The sequence below is a fragment of the Terribacillus sp. AE2B 122 genome, assembly GCF_902497585.1.
Classification (GTDB): domain Bacteria; phylum Bacillota; class Bacilli; order Bacillales; family Amphibacillaceae; genus Terribacillus; species Terribacillus saccharophilus_A.
This window is the reverse complement of sequence record NZ_LR700946.1, coordinates 69,304-85,816: the sequence shown is the minus strand read 5'-3', so window position 1 is coordinate 85,816 and position 16,513 is coordinate 69,304. Positions and strand designations below refer to the sequence as shown.

Annotated in this window: 18 protein-coding genes; 12 read left to right on the top strand and 6 right to left on the bottom strand. The window is 42.8% G+C overall.

Features of this window, described 5'->3' with window-relative positions; translation table 11 throughout:
* The first annotated feature begins 3 nt into the window (after positions 1-3).
* The 9 genes from opp3C (at position 4) to pepF (ending at position 9,991) form a co-directional block, all read left to right on the top strand.
* Positions 4-1,155: an oligopeptide ABC transporter permease gene (gene opp3C / locus AE2B122_RS12855; protein WP_095271420.1), complete on the top strand. Its 1,152-nt coding sequence runs from the start codon at positions 4-6 to the stop codon at positions 1,153-1,155.
* Between the two features lie 18 nt (positions 1,156-1,173).
* Positions 1,174-2,226 (top strand): ABC transporter ATP-binding protein, encoded by a 1,053-nt coding sequence (locus AE2B122_RS12850; protein ID WP_095271348.1) that lies wholly within the window; start codon positions 1,174-1,176, stop codon positions 2,224-2,226.
* Entirely contained in the window at positions 2,226-3,170 is a 945-nt protein-coding gene (locus AE2B122_RS12845; protein WP_095219470.1) for an ABC transporter ATP-binding protein, read from the top strand. Before AE2B122_RS12850 ends, AE2B122_RS12845 begins: the two co-directional genes overlap by 1 nt.
* A 195-nt stretch (positions 3,171-3,365) precedes the next feature.
* A complete protein-coding gene (locus tag AE2B122_RS12840) occupies positions 3,366-4,565 on the top strand; it encodes a putative glycoside hydrolase (RefSeq protein WP_175074348.1) in 1,200 nt (399 codons plus the stop codon).
* A gap of 92 nt (positions 4,566-4,657) precedes the next feature.
* Positions 4,658-5,248, top strand: a complete 591-nt coding sequence (locus tag AE2B122_RS12835) for an N-acetyltransferase (protein ID WP_175074347.1) — start codon at positions 4,658-4,660, stop codon at positions 5,246-5,248.
* Positions 5,249-5,474: 226 nt separating this feature from the next.
* Positions 5,475-5,870, top strand: coding sequence for a transcriptional regulator SpxA (gene spxA / locus AE2B122_RS12830; RefSeq protein WP_038559379.1), 396 nt, complete (start codon positions 5,475-5,477; stop codon positions 5,868-5,870).
* Positions 5,871-6,154: 284 nt separating this feature from the next.
* Positions 6,155-6,826: an adaptor protein MecA gene (mecA, locus tag AE2B122_RS12825; protein ID WP_095219467.1), complete on the top strand. Its 672-nt coding sequence runs from the start codon at positions 6,155-6,157 to the stop codon at positions 6,824-6,826.
* Positions 6,827-6,934: 108 nt separating this feature from the next.
* Complete coding sequence (locus AE2B122_RS12820) at positions 6,935-8,041, top strand: competence protein CoiA (RefSeq protein ID WP_175074346.1); 1,107 nt, start codon at positions 6,935-6,937, stop codon at positions 8,039-8,041.
* 132 nt (positions 8,042-8,173) lie between these two features.
* The gene (gene pepF / locus AE2B122_RS12815) at positions 8,174-9,991 is read left to right on the top strand and encodes an oligoendopeptidase F (protein WP_095219465.1); all 1,818 of its coding nucleotides are present in this window, start codon (positions 8,174-8,176) and stop codon (positions 9,989-9,991) included.
* Positions 9,992-10,005: 14 nt separating this feature from the next.
* Here pepF and AE2B122_RS12810 read toward each other — a convergent pair whose 3' ends face one another.
* The 5 genes from AE2B122_RS12810 to AE2B122_RS12790 form a co-directional block, all read right to left on the bottom strand.
* Positions 10,006-10,191 (bottom strand): hypothetical protein, encoded by a 186-nt coding sequence (locus tag AE2B122_RS12810; protein WP_095219464.1) that lies wholly within the window; start codon positions 10,189-10,191, stop codon positions 10,006-10,008.
* A gap of 236 nt (positions 10,192-10,427) precedes the next feature.
* Positions 10,428-11,225: an alpha/beta fold hydrolase gene (locus AE2B122_RS12805; protein WP_175074345.1), complete on the bottom strand. Its 798-nt coding sequence runs from the start codon at positions 11,223-11,225 to the stop codon at positions 10,428-10,430.
* Positions 11,226-11,326: 101 nt separating this feature from the next.
* Positions 11,327-12,205, bottom strand: a complete 879-nt coding sequence (locus AE2B122_RS12800; protein ID WP_095219462.1) for a ClpXP adapter SpxH family protein — start codon at positions 12,203-12,205, stop codon at positions 11,327-11,329.
* Positions 12,202-12,603 (bottom strand): globin, encoded by a 402-nt coding sequence (locus AE2B122_RS12795; RefSeq protein ID WP_095219461.1) that lies wholly within the window; start codon positions 12,601-12,603, stop codon positions 12,202-12,204. Before AE2B122_RS12795 ends, AE2B122_RS12800 begins: the two co-directional genes overlap by 4 nt.
* A gap of 111 nt (positions 12,604-12,714) precedes the next feature.
* Entirely contained in the window at positions 12,715-13,284 is a 570-nt protein-coding gene (locus AE2B122_RS12790) for a CYTH domain-containing protein (protein ID WP_095219460.1), read from the bottom strand.
* Positions 13,285-13,416: 132 nt separating this feature from the next.
* Here AE2B122_RS12790 and AE2B122_RS12785 point away from each other — a divergent pair, with 132 nt between their 5' ends.
* The 3 genes from AE2B122_RS12785 to AE2B122_RS12775 are packed head-to-tail and all read left to right on the top strand — an operon-like array spanning position 13,417 to position 15,727.
* A complete protein-coding gene (locus AE2B122_RS12785) occupies positions 13,417-14,046 on the top strand; it encodes a GTP pyrophosphokinase family protein (protein WP_095219459.1) in 630 nt (209 codons plus the stop codon).
* 14 nt (positions 14,047-14,060) lie between these two features.
* On the top strand, positions 14,061-14,858 hold the full coding sequence (locus AE2B122_RS12780; protein ID WP_038559402.1) for an NAD kinase: 798 nt from the start codon (positions 14,061-14,063) through the stop codon (positions 14,856-14,858).
* A gap of 5 nt (positions 14,859-14,863) precedes the next feature.
* Positions 14,864-15,727: an RluA family pseudouridine synthase gene (locus tag AE2B122_RS12775; RefSeq protein WP_095219458.1), complete on the top strand. Its 864-nt coding sequence runs from the start codon at positions 14,864-14,866 to the stop codon at positions 15,725-15,727.
* Here AE2B122_RS12775 and prpE read toward each other — a convergent pair.
* Positions 15,716-16,453 (bottom strand): bis(5'-nucleosyl)-tetraphosphatase PrpE, encoded by a 738-nt coding sequence (prpE, locus tag AE2B122_RS12770; RefSeq protein ID WP_095271368.1) that lies wholly within the window; start codon positions 16,451-16,453, stop codon positions 15,716-15,718. The genes AE2B122_RS12775 and prpE overlap by 12 nt on opposite strands.
* Between the last annotated feature and the right edge of the window lie 60 nt (positions 16,454-16,513).

Genomic DNA, 16,513 nt, shown 5'->3' with positions numbered 1-16,513 from the left:
ATGATGGAAAACCGAAAAAAAGAGCTGGATAAAAACCTTTTCCGTCCTGCCGACCGCACCGAAGAGCAAAGCGACGTCATGGCTCGTAAAAGCACTACACTTCTGCAGGATGCAGTAAGAAGCCTGCGGAAAAATGTATTTTTCATGATTTCACTGTTTTTATTGCTTGTTATCGTTTTAATGAGTATCTTCGCTCCGGTTGCCAGCGACTATACGTATAAAGAGCAGGATCTAAATCGTTCCTTGATGGGTCCGAGAATTCCTGTGCTGGAGGACATATCATTCCTAGGTTTAGATGGTATGCAAACAAAGACCTTTAATGGAAATAATGTTCAAGCTGCTGAAATGAAAGCGAATTTGCAGTTTGATAATCAAGAAGAATTTATTACATTTGAAACTGTCAGCGAGGGAGACGGTAGTCCAAACTCCGCTGAAGTAAAAGCTACTTATGATAAATATGCAGCTAAAGGTGTAAAAGATGAATACTTCTATTTCGGTACTGACCGTTTAGGCCGTGATGTATGGACACGAGTTTGGGATGGTACGCGTGTTTCCCTTCTAATTGCAGTAGCTGCTGCATTAATTGACTTGGTAATCGGTGTTGCTTATGGTGGTATCGCTGCTTATTACGGCGGTCGTGTTGATAACTATATGATGCGTTTCTTAGAAGTAATCATCGGTATACCGAACTTAGTAGTTGTAATTTTAATGATCCTGATTCTTGACCCGGGTATTTGGGCGATTATCATAGCACTTACGATAACAGGCTGGACAAGTATGGCCAGAATTGTACGTGGTGAGGTGCTGAAACTTAAAGGGCATGAGTTTGTTCTTGCAGCCCGTACTTTAGGGGCACCTAACCGAAAAATTATTGCAAGACACTTAGTTCCGAACGTAATGGGTCTGATTATTGTTAATACAATGTTCTCGATACCATCAGCTATCTTCTTTGAAGCATTCTTAAGCTTCATTGGACTAGGTCTGCCTTCACCAGCGGCATCACTTGGTACATTGATCAATGATGGATTCAAAACGTTGTTGACTACACCATCGTTGCTTGTGTTCCCAGCAGTCATAATCTCAGTCCTTATGATCGTGTTCAATATTCTTGGTGACGGACTACGTGACGCATTCGATCCTAAGATGAGAAAATAATTAAAGGAGGCGACTACCTTGAAAAAAGATAATATCCTTGAGGTGAATGACCTCAAAGTTTCATTTAAAACCCATAGCGGTGAAGTACAAGCAGTAAGGGGCGTTTCCTTTGATCTGAAAAAAGGGGAAACACTTGCTATCGTTGGTGAATCAGGATCTGGTAAATCGGTAACGACAAAAGCGTTGATGGGTTTGCTTCCGAAGCCGCATGGTTTTGTTAAAGATGGCTCTATCCTGTTCGATGATAAAGATATCACTAAACTGAAAGAAAAAAATATGCAAGCTATCCGCGGCAAGGAGATGGCGATGATCTTCCAGGATCCCATGACATCTCTGAATCCGACGATGAAAGTCGGTACGCAGATCATGGAAGGCTTGCTTAAGCATCAAAAACTTGGCAAGGAAGAAGCGCAGAAAAAAGCGATTGAATTAATGAATTTGGTACAAATCCCAAATCCAGAATCACGTATGAAACAATATCCCCATCAGTTTTCCGGTGGTATGCGTCAGCGTGTTGTGATCGCAATGGCACTTGCATGTAATCCTCGTATTTTAATTGCGGATGAACCTACAACTGCATTGGATGTAACTATTCAAGCTCAGATTCTAGAATTGATGAAAGACATTCAAAAGAAAGTAGATACATCTATCATCTTCATTACTCATGATCTTGGTGTTGTTGCTAACGTGGCAGACCGAGTAGCGGTAATGTATGCTGGGAAGATCGTTGAGATTGGAACAACTGATGAAGTGTTCTACAATCCGAAGCACCCATACACATGGGGTCTGCTCGGTTCCATGCCGACACTTGAAAGTGACGAAGAGGAGCTGTTCGCGATACCGGGTACACCTCCTGATTTGATTGCACCTCCAAAAGGGGATGCCTTTGCAGCGCGTAACAAATTCGCGCTTGAAATTGACTTTGTTGAGCAGCCGCCTATGTTCAAGGTGTCCGATACGCATTATGCAGCGACATGGCTTTTGCATGAAGATGCACCGAAGGTCGAGCCGCCTGAGTCAGTGAAGAAGCGGATCGAGTCAATGGACCATTCTGAGGAGGCGACGCGATAATGAGTCAGGAAAAATTACTTGAGATCAAGAATCTGAAGCAGCATTTCAAACTTGGAAGAAATAACGTCGTCAAAGCAGTCGATGGATTGACGTTTGATATTTATAAAGGGGAGACATTCGGACTTGTAGGCGAGTCAGGCTGTGGTAAATCTACAACTGGTCGCTCTATCATCCGTCTGTACAACTCCACAGATGGTGAAGTGCTTTTCAAAGGAGAAAACGTCCAAGGAAAGAAGAACAAATCTGAGTTGAAGAAATTCAACCGTCAGATGCAAATGATTTTCCAGGATCCGTATTCTTCCTTGAACCCGCGTATGACTGTTATGGATATCATTGCAGAAGGTATCGATATTCATGGCCTAGCGAAAAACGCTGAAGAACGAAAAGCAAAAGTTTACGAATTGCTGGAAACAGTTGGTTTGAATAAAGAGCATGCCAACCGCTATCCGCATGAATTCAGCGGTGGTCAGCGTCAGCGTCTTGGTATCGCCCGCGCCTTGGCAGTAGACCCAGAATTTATCATTGCTGATGAGCCGATTTCAGCGCTTGATGTATCAATTCAGGCACAGGTTGTCAACTTGATGAAGCAGCTTCAAAAGGAAAAAGGACTCACTTACCTGTTCATCGCCCATGACCTTTCCATGGTAAAATACATCAGTGATCGAATTGGTGTTATGTACTTCGGTAAACTAGTTGAGCTTGCAGATGCAGAGGAGCTTTATAAGAATCCAGTGCATCCGTATACACGCTCCCTTCTTTCCGCGATTCCGCTTCCGGATCCAATCTACGAGCGCAATCGTAAACGTATCGTATATGATCCAAGTCAGCATGATACGAGCGAAGAGCCTGAATTCCGTGAGATTAGTCCAAGACATTGGGTATTGTGCACTTCGAAGGAATTTGAGGAATACAAAAAAGAAAAACAGAACACTGTTACAAACTAATGTGCAAAACCGCAGCCATGAGCTGCGGTTTTTTTGTGTTATTTTAGGTTTGCTCCATGAAAAAATAGGTTAAGTAGGAAGAGGAGGTATAATCCGACATAAACTTGGTGATTTCGTCAAAGACTTGGGAAAACCGGTTTCATCTGCCAAATATCTCCCTTATAATGAAACTATACCAAATAGGAGATTGATAGAATGGGAAAATTCAAGAAGTCGATGATGAGTGCCGCACTTGCAGTTACAGCGTTAATGCCAACAGCTGCGTTTGCAGCTAATGAAGGGGAGCAATTGGAAGGAAAGCAGCTTACTGCCCGTTCCTCGACTGTCGAAACGTATGAAGTGCCGCAAGTAATGAAACGATTTACATATTCATCAGATTTATCCTTTGAGTATCCCGATGCTGTCAGAGGTATATATGTGACAGGACCTAGTGCAGGGGGAGCGAAATTCGACAGCTTGGTGAAGATGGTGGACGAAACAGATCTCAATGCAATGGTCATCGATATCAAGGACGATCATGGTAACATTACATACACGCCTGATAAAAAATCTCCATACTACGACATAGCACAAAACTACATAGACGACCCGCAAAAGATGCTGGAGGAATTAGAGAAGCATAAGATCTATCCGATTGCCCGTATTGTCGTGTTCAAAGATACGTTATTAGCCGAGAAGAAGCCAGAGCTATCCTTCCGCAATCCGGACGGCAGCGTGTGGAAGAATGGACGCGGGGAAGCATTCGTCAGTCCGTTTCAGCATGAAGTATGGGAATACAATGTGGAGCTGGCAAAGGAGGCTGCTATGATGGGCTTCCAGGAGATTCAGTTTGATTACGTCCGATTCCCGGAAGGATTTGAGACGAAGGACGATGAACTACAGTATGACCTTGGGGATTATACTAATGAAGATACAGACAATGTGCAGAAACGCGTGAATGCCGTAACTGATTTTGTAGCATATGCAAAAGAGGAATTATCCAACTATGATGTCCAGACATCGGTTGATATATTTGGCTACGCAGCGACTCTGGAGGAAGCACCGGGGATCGGGCAGAACTTCTCTAAAATATCATCTAATGTCGATGTCATTTCTTCGATGATTTATCCGAGCCACTGGACGTCTTACTTCGGATTGGATGTTCCGAATGATCACCCATATGAACTGACGGCTGAATATGCCAAAGTGGAGAATGACGTGTTAGGTAAGCTTGAGAACAAACCAGTATCAAGACCGTGGATTCAGGATTTCGAAGCACCATGGGTGTCCTCTAAACAGTATGGCAAGCAGGAAGTAGAAGATCAGATTCGTGCGCTAAATGAGAATGGAATCGATGAATTTCTCATTTGGAATGCAGCGAACAACTATACAGAAGGTGTCGATTTTACACCATAATTCGAAACAGCCTCTCTTTTGGGAGGCTGTTTTGTTTATGTAGAGTGTTCGCGGGTATAACTATGATATACATTCGCTGAAGGAGCTGCCTTATGAATTGGTATGAGAAACTGAGCAAGTATTTTCCGATAGAAGAAATGAAATCGAAGGAGCATATGGAATTACTGTTGAAAGAGAAGGCTGATGTATATTTCAAGGATGAGAGCGAAGAGCATGTCCTGATGTATGCAGAATTCGACCATTTTCTATTTATCGATTATGTATATGTCGCTGCTAAAACACGCGGACAAGGCATCGGAGGCAAGCTTATTGATAAGCTGAAGAAACGCGGGAAGCCAATTCTGCTAGAAGTGGAACCGCTGCAGTATGAGGATGCTGATTCCCAAAAACGTCTTCGTTTCTACGAAAAACAAGGATTCCAGCATGCCAAGATGATTGGCTATAACCGCCGTTCCCTTGCCACAGCAGAGGAGAATCCGATGGAAATCCTGTACTGGGCGCCAAATGGGGAGAAAGAGGAGGAGATATTCGCTGCAATGAGGGATATGTACGAACAGATTCATACTTACAAGGATAAACAGCTGTATGGAGAGTCCTATCAGGAATCTGATGAAGTGTTGACATTTTCTAAAGATACGGAGAAGGATAGTATTTTTGATACATTGAAAGAAAATCAAAAATAACTTATTAAAATGGGTTTTAAACCTTTTAGGCAGGGTAAATAGGAACCATAACACCGTTGCATACGTATATTTGTGTAAAAACTGTGGTATCTTTCAGGAAGTCTTTTAATAACTTGACCACTGTAGTATACTTGTACATAGAGAGATTAAATTAAAATTATTTTAAATAAAATCTTTCCATGGGCAAAGAAATAGAAACATATTCTGTATTGAGGAGTGAAGTTTAATGGTAACACTTTATACCTCACCAAGTTGTACATCTTGCCGCAAAGCTAAAGCTTGGTTAGAAGAGCACGATATTCCGTTCACAGAGAGGAACATCTTCTCCGAGACATTATCACTTGATGAAATCAAGGAAATCCTGCGTATGACAGAAGATGGTACAGATGAGATCATCTCTACACGCTCAAAGGTTTTCCAAAGCCTAAATATGAACTTAGATCAATTACCATTGAAGAAGTTATATAGCTTGATTCAAGAAAACCCAGGTCTATTGCGACGTCCGATCATCCTTGATGAGAAGCGTTTGCAGGTAGGCTACAATGAGGATGAAATTCGCCGCTTCTTGCCAAGAACTGTGCGTACATTCCAGTTGCGTGAAGCACAGCGTATGGTCAACTGACCTTATACAGACAAAGGACGTGGATCCATTGGGATCTGCGTCTTTTTTCTTTCCAGCTTCCCTCGGATGACAAATTATCTGAAATGCGCTACAATGGACAGAATCCTTCTAAGGGCATTCGCCTTTTTTCGGCAATCTTAAGCCTTTCTGTTTTCCTTACGGGAGGATTTATCATAAAATAGAAATACACACAGAAAAAGTTAGATTGAGGGTAAGGGAATACGGGAAGTGTAAAGGCAAGAGGGCGTTTTTCACCTGCCACTTTACTGGAGGGAGAGAAAACCATGGAAATAGAAAGAATAAATGAAAATACAATTAAATTTTTTATATCTTATATAGATATTGAAGATCGCGGCTTTGATAAAGAAGATATTTGGTATAACCGTGAACGAAGTGAGCAATTGTTCTGGCAGATGATGGATGAAGTCAATTATAAAGAGGACTTCAATGTCGAGGGGCCGCTATGGATTCAAGTGCAGGCCATGGATAAAGGATTGGAAATTGTCGTAACAAAGGCTCAGCTATCTAAAGATGGAGAAAGTTTAGAGCTGAACGTCGATGATAAAACAATTCAATCTTCTGTAGAGGAGAAAGTCGATTCTGTCCTCGAGGAAAAATTCGGCTCACATCAGCAAGATGGGGAAGAAGAGGATGAAGAGGAATTATCCTTCGTTATTCAATTCCGTGACTTTGAGGATGTGATTCAGCTTAGCCACTACTTTGAAGAGACGTATGGCATCGAAAACAGATTATTCCATTACAAAGACAGATATATGCTGTATGTAGAATTCGATGACACTATTCTTGGAGATGATGAGCAGGAAGATGTTCTAAGTCAGATCCTTGAATTCGGCTATGATTCCCAGACAACGATTTATCGATTGGAAGAATACGGCAAGGTGATATTCGCTGAAAACGCACTTACTAACGTGAAGCAATACTTCCCTCGTAAATAGACATTCATTACAGAATGTCTATTTTTTTGTGCTTAAATTTGCTTTTTTGGTCAGTTTTTCAGCGCTGGCAATTTCTTGATATATACTAAACTCAAGGAGGTGATAGATATGTTGCAGGCACAGTTAGAGGATGGCAGACTCATCCTGCTTGCTGCACATCAAAGAGAGCAAATCCATAATTTTAGAAAGCGGCGTTTTCTCTGTCCAGCCTGCAGAAAGTCAGTCATCATACGTGCTGGCAAGAAGGTTATTCCTCATTTCGCACATGAACAAATCCACGACTGCGAGCTGGACAGAACCGGGGAGAGTTTATACCATATGCGAGGTAAGCTGCAGCTGTTTTATTGGCTGAAAAAGCAAGGCTATGCTGTCAAATTGGAGGAATGCGTAAAAGAATCGGCTAGACGTCCAGACTTGCTGCTGCATGCCCCTAGTGGAAGAGAGATAGCTATTGAATATCAATGTGCATCCATATCGGATGAAGAGCTGCTGCGACGTAATGAAGCATATGAGCGAAATGGAATTATTCCCATATGGATTCTAGGAGGAAATCGTTTAAAACGTACATCTACTTATATGCTCGACCTGCCGAAACGAGAACAGCGCTTCCTAATGCAACACAAGCAGAGCATGCCTTTACAGCTATTATATTATTGTTCAAACACTGAGACTTTGTGTAACGTCCAGCATATTCTCCTTACGGGTAAAAAACAGACTGTTGGTCAATTCTTTTTCCGTCCTCTCCAAAGTTTACGTTTTCCGCAAATATTCCAACCCCTCCCGAAAAACCTTCTAGAAATCAATCAAGCCTGGCATAGTATCCAAGCTAGAGCGATAGCAAAGCCACTGACATATGCTCCTGTTTCTATGAAACGATGGGTAATGCGCTTGTATGATAACGGATTGCTACTGCAAGATATACCGCTCTCCATTTTGCAGCCTGTTGAATCCCAGTATCAAATGTCTGTGCCACCATATATTTGGCAGACTGATTTGTGGCTTGAGCAATTGGATCACATACTTGTCATGGAAAGCGTATCTCTCGATCGGCTAGTGTATGTCTGCAGAAAATGGGAAGTCAATACAAATCCGTTTGCCATATCTTCCAATAAACATCCCGTGGAATCATACATGCAGCGTCTATGCCAGCACGGCTGGTTCGATCAAATTGATTCCGAGACCTTTGTAAAGAAAAAGGGATTATCTCTATTCTGAGGGATATTCTTCGCATGATTCTCATGCTTTTATATATAATATAAGAGAGAAAATGCTTATAGTTGAAGGATTTTCCCAAATAAAATTCGAAATAGTTATTGGAACAGAAAAGGTAAGCAGCATTGGAGGAGGATGTTCGTGTCAAAATCAGCTAAATCTTTACCAAAACGAAGCGAGGTACCAGTAGAAAACACTTGGAACCTAGAGAATATATTCGCAACAGATGACCTGTGGGAGGAAGAGCGCAAAGCATTGTCTGAGGATGGAGATAAAATATCTGCGTTCCAAGGAAAGCTTGAAGAATCTGCAGACACGCTGTATAAGATGTTCAAGCTACAGGATGAATTATCTGAGCGTATAGGCAAGCTTTATACATACGCGCATATGCGTTATGACCAAGATACGACGAACGGGCATTATCAAGCACTGCAATCAAAAGCGGAGCTATTGATTACGCAGATTTCAAGTAAGATGAGCTATATTGTTCCAGAGTTACTTGCAATCGATGAGAGCCGCATCCAATCTTTCCTGAAAGAAAATGATGATCTTAAAGTGTACGAGCATACCTTGAATGAAATCAGCCGTCAGCGTGCGCATGTGCTGTCTGAGAAGGAAGAGACATTACTTGCTCAAGCTTCCGAAGTGACCGATAATGGCTCTGCTACCTTTGGTATGCTTAACAACGCAGATTTAACTTTCCCGAGCATCAAGAATGAAGAAGGGGAAGAAGTTGACGTTACGCATGGACGTTATGTCACATTCCTTGAATCGAAGGATCAGCGTGTCCGCCGTGACGCATTCAAGTCCATGTATGATACATTCGGTCAATTCCGCAATACTTTTGCTTCAACACTTTCAGGTACAGTGAAGAAGAATAACTTCTACGCGAAAGTAAGGAATTATGAGTCAGCCCGTCAGTCTGCGCTGGATAATAATAAAATTCCTGAACAGGTTTATGATAACCTCGTAGAAGCGGTCAATGAGCGTCTGCCGTTGCTTCATCGTTATGTGGCACTCCGCAAGAAGGTGCTTGGTATTGATGACTTGCATATGTATGATCTTTACACACCGCTAGTGAAAGATGTCGACATGAAAGTGTCATATGACGAAGCGAAGGATTTTGTTCTTAAAGGACTGGAGCCATTAGGTGAAGAATATCAGTCTATCCTGAAGGAAGGCTTTGAGAACCGCTGGGTTGATGTGGAAGAGAACAAGGGGAAACGCAGTGGTGCGTACTCATCAGGAGCGTATGGAACAAACCCTTATATCCTGATGAACTGGCAGGATAACGTCAATAATCTGTTCACGTTGGCACATGAGTTCGGACATTCGGTGCATAGTTATTATACACGCAAAAATCAGCCATACAGATATGGTAACTATTCCATTTTTGTTGCCGAGGTTGCATCTACGTGTAATGAAGCTTTGCTGAATGAATATATGATCAATAACGTGGATGATGAGCAAGAGAAGCTGTATTTGCTGAATCACTTCCTTGAAGGATTCCGCGGCACTGTTTTCCGTCAGACGATGTTTGCTGAGTTTGAGCATATGATTCATAAGCATCAGCAGGACGGTGAAGTGCTTACAGCAGAGAATCTGACGTCCATGTATTATGATTTGAACAAGAAATACTTCGGCGAGGGTTTAACAATCGATGAAGAAATCGGTTTGGAATGGGCACGAATTCCTCATTTCTACTACAATTACTATGTATATCAATATGCTACAGGCTACGCAGCTGCTACTGCACTATCTGCTAAGATCCTTGAAGAAGGACAGCCTGCTGTTGATAAATATGTAGGATTCCTCAAGGCTGGAAGCAGCGACTATCCAATTGAAGTACTGAAGTCCGCTGGAGTAGATATGACGAATAAACAGACTATCCTGTCTGCACTCGATGTATTCGAGGAGAAACTGGACGAAATGGAAAAACTATTGCAGAAATAAAAAGAAAACCGGCGCTAACGCGTCGGTTTTTTCATGCCTTTGAATGTTCTTTTTCTGGTAAAGAAAAAGCATGCGGCTAGTAATGATAAAAATAGCAAAGGCAATGTAATCGCCAAGGAAACGAAATGAAGCATACCGAGAATGTTGAAACATAAAGCCAAAATAACCAAGGCGATCAACAGGATACCGATTCCTTTCATCATGCCACCTCCGACTATCATCACTTTATGCAGGTATGGAAAAGACTAGACTAAGAGAGCTTGTGACTTTTTTGTGAAATTGTGCACATAACAGTTGCCATCTAATATTACATTATGGTACATTATATTTGTGAGAAACATCACAAACAAGTCCCCTTTGTTTGGATTATTGTTCTCCCATCCCCTCAGTAGAAGTTATACATGCAAAAAGGTCTGCCGAAAGGCAGGCCTTTTTGTTATGTTTTCCACTTTTTTAAGAACTGGTGAACGGAACGGCTGAAGCTGTCCAAATCCTCAAAATGGATGCTATGACCGCATTTATCAAACTGTTCGGCTTCAACTTCCGGCCGCAGCTGCTTCATCTCTTCCCATACTTCTTCCGACAAGATAGGGGAGTGGGCACCGCGCATAAGCAATGTTGGACATGTAACTTTTTGATAGGTATCCGTATAATCACCATTCAGATAATCCTGCGATGCTTTAATACCTTTTGAATCGAAGCATAACCTCCAGCCGTCTTTTGCCTCATACGCACTCTCTGCGTAATATAGGAAGTGGTTTTCATTCTGTACTTGTTCGATACTGTGAGACAGAGCAGCAAGCGTATCTGCAGGCTGCTGGAACTTTAAGGCATATGTTAGTTCACCAGAAACCTTATGCCCCATATCCTCTATAATCAGTCCAGTTATACGGTCTGGATACTTGGCTGCAAATTGATAAGCAGTCACACCGGATAAAGAATGACCGAGCAAGACGATATATTTCGTTTCGCCAATCTCTTCAAGTAAAGCCTCCAAATCCTGAAGGTAAGAGTCTCGGTCATACCCGGTCAGTTCCGCTGAATGACCGCTCCTGCCATGTCCCCTCAGATCAGGGGCGATAATTCGCCAACCTTTTGTTCTTTCCATAAATGGTTTGTAAAGAGTCGCTCGTGCAAATAAGCCATGCATGAGTACAAGAACATAATCTGACTCTACACCGTTGTCCAAATACGCTAGCTGCAAGCCATTTGAATTGAAAAAATGCTGTTCCATATGTTTAGACCTCCTCTGTACATTTTCTTCGATTCCCGATTCCAGACAATGAAAAACAGCCGCACATAAGTGCGGCTGTCTGGTATAAGTGCAGCAAAAAGTTATTCAGCTTTCGAAGTAATATTATATTTCCAGAAAGTATCGTGTTTGATCGGAATGCGTTCTACCATCTGTTTCAATTGTAGCTTTTTCATTTCCTTTTCTGTCTGCGCATTCGTCCAATCATAAATCAATGAGATTTCCCTGCTTCCAACGAATTTATAGCTGGAAAGAAACTCTTCAACGGGCGGTTTTGCCGCTGGCTGTGGATCTCTTTGCAGCATCTGGTGCAGGACATTGACATAGACATCGTAGCTATATAAACCGGAAATTTTAATACCAGAGTCTTCTTCGGATTCATTAAAGAAGACAATGGAAGGTGACTCGTCAATTTCCAGTTCCTTCGAAAGCTTCACATCGCATTGAAATGCTTTTTTAGCTGAAGCAGAATACATATCGTCATGAAACTCTTCCAGATCGAGTTTAGCAATTTTAGCACATTCAATCAGAATTTCATCTGCGGTAATATCCTGTTTGTTTAAAAACAGTGCCTCCTGAATAGTACGGAGGAAGCGGGTACCGGCCTTTCTTCCTTGCAATTCCGCTGCTTTTATCGCAAGCGAGGTGCGCCATGGGAAGGAAACGGCATTGCTCAACAAGATATTATCCGGCTGCAGAACCGTTTTCGGGTAACTGCACTCGCTTCGATCACGAACGAGTGGCTGATAATCTCCTGTCAGTATAGGGCGTAAAGTGAAATATTGACCATATTCCATTGTAAGTTTCTTGAGAAAAGGCTCGAGTGACCAGCAATCCTCGCAAAGCGGATCGATAAAAACGTAAATCTCCACGGGCTTCTTCGAGGAAGGAAACAACCCGCAAAATCCGCCACAGTCATCCTCAGGCCTTTGCTGTATTGAATTAGAAGATTCCCAGCTCATATCGATTCTCCTTTCTCTTTGTCTGGTGTATTCATCATATGATGTGCGGTTAACGCAAGTCGTTCATATATTATGCTTTTATAAGGTTCCTCTATGTCAGTTTCCGTTAGGGCAGCTGCCATGCAGGAAAGCCATGCATCCTTGCGCGTTGGTGTAATTTCGAAAGGGAGGTGCCGGTATCTTAGCTTCGGGTGACCGTGCTCTTCTGTATAGAGTGGCGGACCGCCGAAGAATTGAGTCAGGAACTGCTGTTGTTTGCGGCGGGTCTCCGTCAAATCTTCCGGAAAAATCGGCTTTAAATCTGGATGCTCTGCCACGCGTCGGTAGAAAACATCTACCAGCTGCTCTAATATGGCTTGTCCGCCAATTCCATCGTACAATGTTTCAGCTTGATTCATTGTTTCTTCCTTTCTTATGCAAAGAGCAATCAACATAACATCTGCCCCGAGTAGGGGTTGACTGTAAATTTATTTTATCAGCCACCTACTAAGTTGGGCAACTTATCTGTTTCAGAGGCTGTCATAGAAACGCTGAATTTTGTTCGGAGTCTTTCGTTTCGCTATGCCGTTTTCCGTAAGAATGGTGTTGAAAACATGCTCTCCATGTGCATAGCTCTGGGCTTCAAGTTCCAATTCATAATCAGTTACATCACTGTATTTACTTCTATCGAGAACGATGATTGTATCATTATATGACTGTTCCCGGCGGACAGTTTCCAATGATCCTCCATAAATCAATTCAGCGGTTGAAATACCTAATTCCTGCAGTTGCTTACTGATTTCAGGACCAAGCGTAATATAACCTTGCAACCAGGAATTTGCTTCTTGCTCTGTTAAAAAGTCATGCGTTTCCAGGAGCCCTTCACCTTGCGGCTGTTTTAGCGTGGATTGATATTTTCCGTTCTTTTCTCTGATTCGCAGTGCAGCACCATGCTGTTTCAGCTGAAAATCTTTTGTTTCGAAATAGTGGTTAACCTGCTGTATTTCAGGCACGTTTTTCATATTAAACACTTCATATAATTTATTAAATTCCGCTTCTGTAAGCAGATTCTTAAATTCGATTTCAATCTCTTGCGGCATGCTTATACCCCCTGTGCTTCTATCTGTTGTATTCCATTGTTATGCCAAGCTGCTTTTATGATACACTGAAAGCAGATATAATGCATCTGGAACAACTAGACGCTGCTGGGAAGAAAAGGGGCTACGAAGAGTATGAATTGGGATGTATTTTTAGCACCATATGTACAGGTAGTAGAAGAACTGAAAGTGAAACTGAAGGGGATGCGTTCTCAATTTGAAAATGAATCACGCCATTCCCCGATTGAATTCATCACTGGTCGCGTTAAGCCAGTACGCAGTATCCTACAAAAAGCAGCCACTAAGCAGGTCACCGTCGACCTACTGCATCAAGAAATCCAGGATATTGCCGGGCTTAGAATCGTGACGCAGTTCGTCGATGATATCTATACAGTTGTGGGAATGCTAAAAGCACGAAATGACTTTACTATCGTAAATGAAATTGACTATATCGTTGAAACGAAGGAAAGCGGCTATCGGTCGTATCATATGATCATTGAATATCCGGTCGAGACGATTCACGGCGAGAAGAAAGTACTAGCCGAGATCCAGATCCGAACACTTGCCATGAATTTTTGGGCTACAAATGAGCATTCGCTAAATTATAAATACGATAGCCAAATACCGGCAGAATTGAAAACAAGATTGAAAACGGCCGCAGAAGCTGCATTCCGGCTGGACGAGGAAATGTCCAAAATTCGGGATGAAGTACAAGAAGCGCAGCGGATTTATCATGATCAGCAGCAAATCAAAAAGCATAAATAGGGGTGTAAGCTGGGATGAAATATACGGTTCTTTCACGGGGAGATGAGAAGTCGAATGCGATCAAGGAAACAATTGTCGAACATCTGGCGCATTTCAATTTCGAGTATGATGATAAGGAGCCGGCTCTCGCGATATCTGTCGGGGGAGACGGGACTTTCCTAGAGAATTTCCATACATATGTCCATCGTTTGGACAGTACAGCATTTATCGGTATCCATACTGGACATCTAGGATTCTACGCAGATTGGGTTCCTGAGGAATTGGAGAAACTGCTGCTGCAGATCGCCAATAAACCGTACCATATCGTGGAGTATCCTTTGCTCGATATATCCATTACCCACAAAGATGGAAGGGTGGACGAGCATCTAGCACTGAATGAATGCTCCGTCAAAACACCGGATGGATCAGTTGTACTTGATGTTTCGATAAAGGGAGAGCATTTCGAAACATTCCGAGGAGATGGCCTTGTCATCTCAACGCCTTCGGGCAGTACAGCCTATAACAAGGCGTTGAATGGGGCTATTATTCATCCTTCTTTGGCATCTATACAAGTGACGGAGCTTGCTTCGATTAATAATCGTGTTTTTCGGACGATAGGTTCTCCGCTCATTTTGCCGAGCCATCATCCATGTACACTGAGACCGACCTTGGACAAAAGTTTCCTGATAGCCATTGATCATATGACAGAAAATCATTCAGATATCGAGTCAATCACTTGTTCAGTCGCCAAGCAGCGTGTTCGGTTTGCGCGCTTCCGTCCGTTCCCATTCTGGAAACGTGTGCACGACTCATTCATTGCAGATAAGAGGTAAAAGCTATGAAATTAAGCTGGACCTTGCAGGAGGAAATTGTCATTAAGGATTTCCTTAAACAGCAAGGAGTATCAAGAAGACTATTTAAGACATTCAAGGAGGAGCCGCAGCTGGTAACACTCAATCAGCAGCCGGCGCCTCTTTGGCATATCGGTAAAATAAGTGATTGCTTGGAAGTCGAGCTTCCACAGGAGGAAGCCGGTGCTTACATGGAGGCAGAGCCGCTCGAGCTGCCAATTGTTTTTGAGGACGAGCATGTACTTGTTTTGGATAAGAACCCTGGGGTAGCAGTAATTCCATCAATGAACCAGCCGTCTGGCACAATTGCTAATGGTTTGCTTTGGCATTACCAAAAACAAGGACTCCCCTATACAGTCCATATCTTGACAAGGCTGGATCGCGATACTTCGGGACTGATGCTTGTCGCCAAACATCGCTATGCCCATACGCTTTTGGCTGCTGACCAAAAGCAAGGGAAAATCCAGCGTTCTTATGTTGCACTTGTAGAAGGTCGTATGGCAGAACAGTCAGGTACAATCAGCAAACCAATCGGCAGGAAGGAAGGCTCAATCATCGAACGGGAAGTGCGACCTGATGGCCAGACAGCCATCACTCACTTTCGCTGGCAGACAAGCTACGCTAATCATACGCTGGTTGAAATTAAGCTGGCTACTGGAAGGACACATCAAATCCGTGTACATATGGCATCGCTTGGCCTTCCGCTGGCTGGTGATACACTATATGGTGGTAATAAGGATGTCATCAGCCGTCAGGCACTGCATTCACAGCAGCTGCGCTTTATTCATCCGTTTACGAAGCGCGTTCTGAACTTCCATTCACCGATTCCGGCTGACTTTTTAATCGAATGAACGGAATTTCTCTTCAACGAACGGCTGCTGGGAAGAGACGCTGTGCAAGGACTGTTCTGGAAAGCGGCAGGCGGTTAGCTTATTACCGAACACACAGCCAGTATCGATATTGATTGTATGATGAATGATGCGGGCTTCGAGAACCGGTGTATGACCATAGATGATCCAGTCTTCTCCATGATAATGCTTAGCCCAGTCCAGTCTGACTGGGCGGCCCAGTTCGTCCATTTCACCAGTCGTATCACCATAAAGAACAAAGCTTTTCACTTTTTTTCCTTCTTTGCCGATAAGTGATTCTTTGATACCGGCGTGTGCTGCAACGACGCCTAGTTCGGGAACTTGTTTGTAGAGAGGAGCCTTTTTGTAAAGCTGCATGAACATATTGGATAGCTTCCTGCGCTTATTCGGGTCACAGTTTTGCAATTCTGCTACTGTCGTTTCCAATCCATGCTTCACTTGGACATTGTTGCCGAGCAAATAACGGTAAAGCTTATCGCAATGATTGCCTGGTACGTAAAATCCAAGCTCTTCTTCTACAAGACGATAGACAAGCTCAATCACTCCTAAGGAATCGGGACCGCGGTCCGTTAAATCACCAATGAAAAAGGGCTGGCGGTTTTCTGGATGAATAGGCAGGCCATCACGCATGTCATATCCCAACTTGCTGAAAAGCTCGAGAAGCTCAGGCAAGCAGCCATGCACATCTCCGATAAAATCTAATTTCATATGAATCACTCCTATATACAAAAAGGGAAAGCTTTTAATAGCTTTCCCTTTTTTCATAAG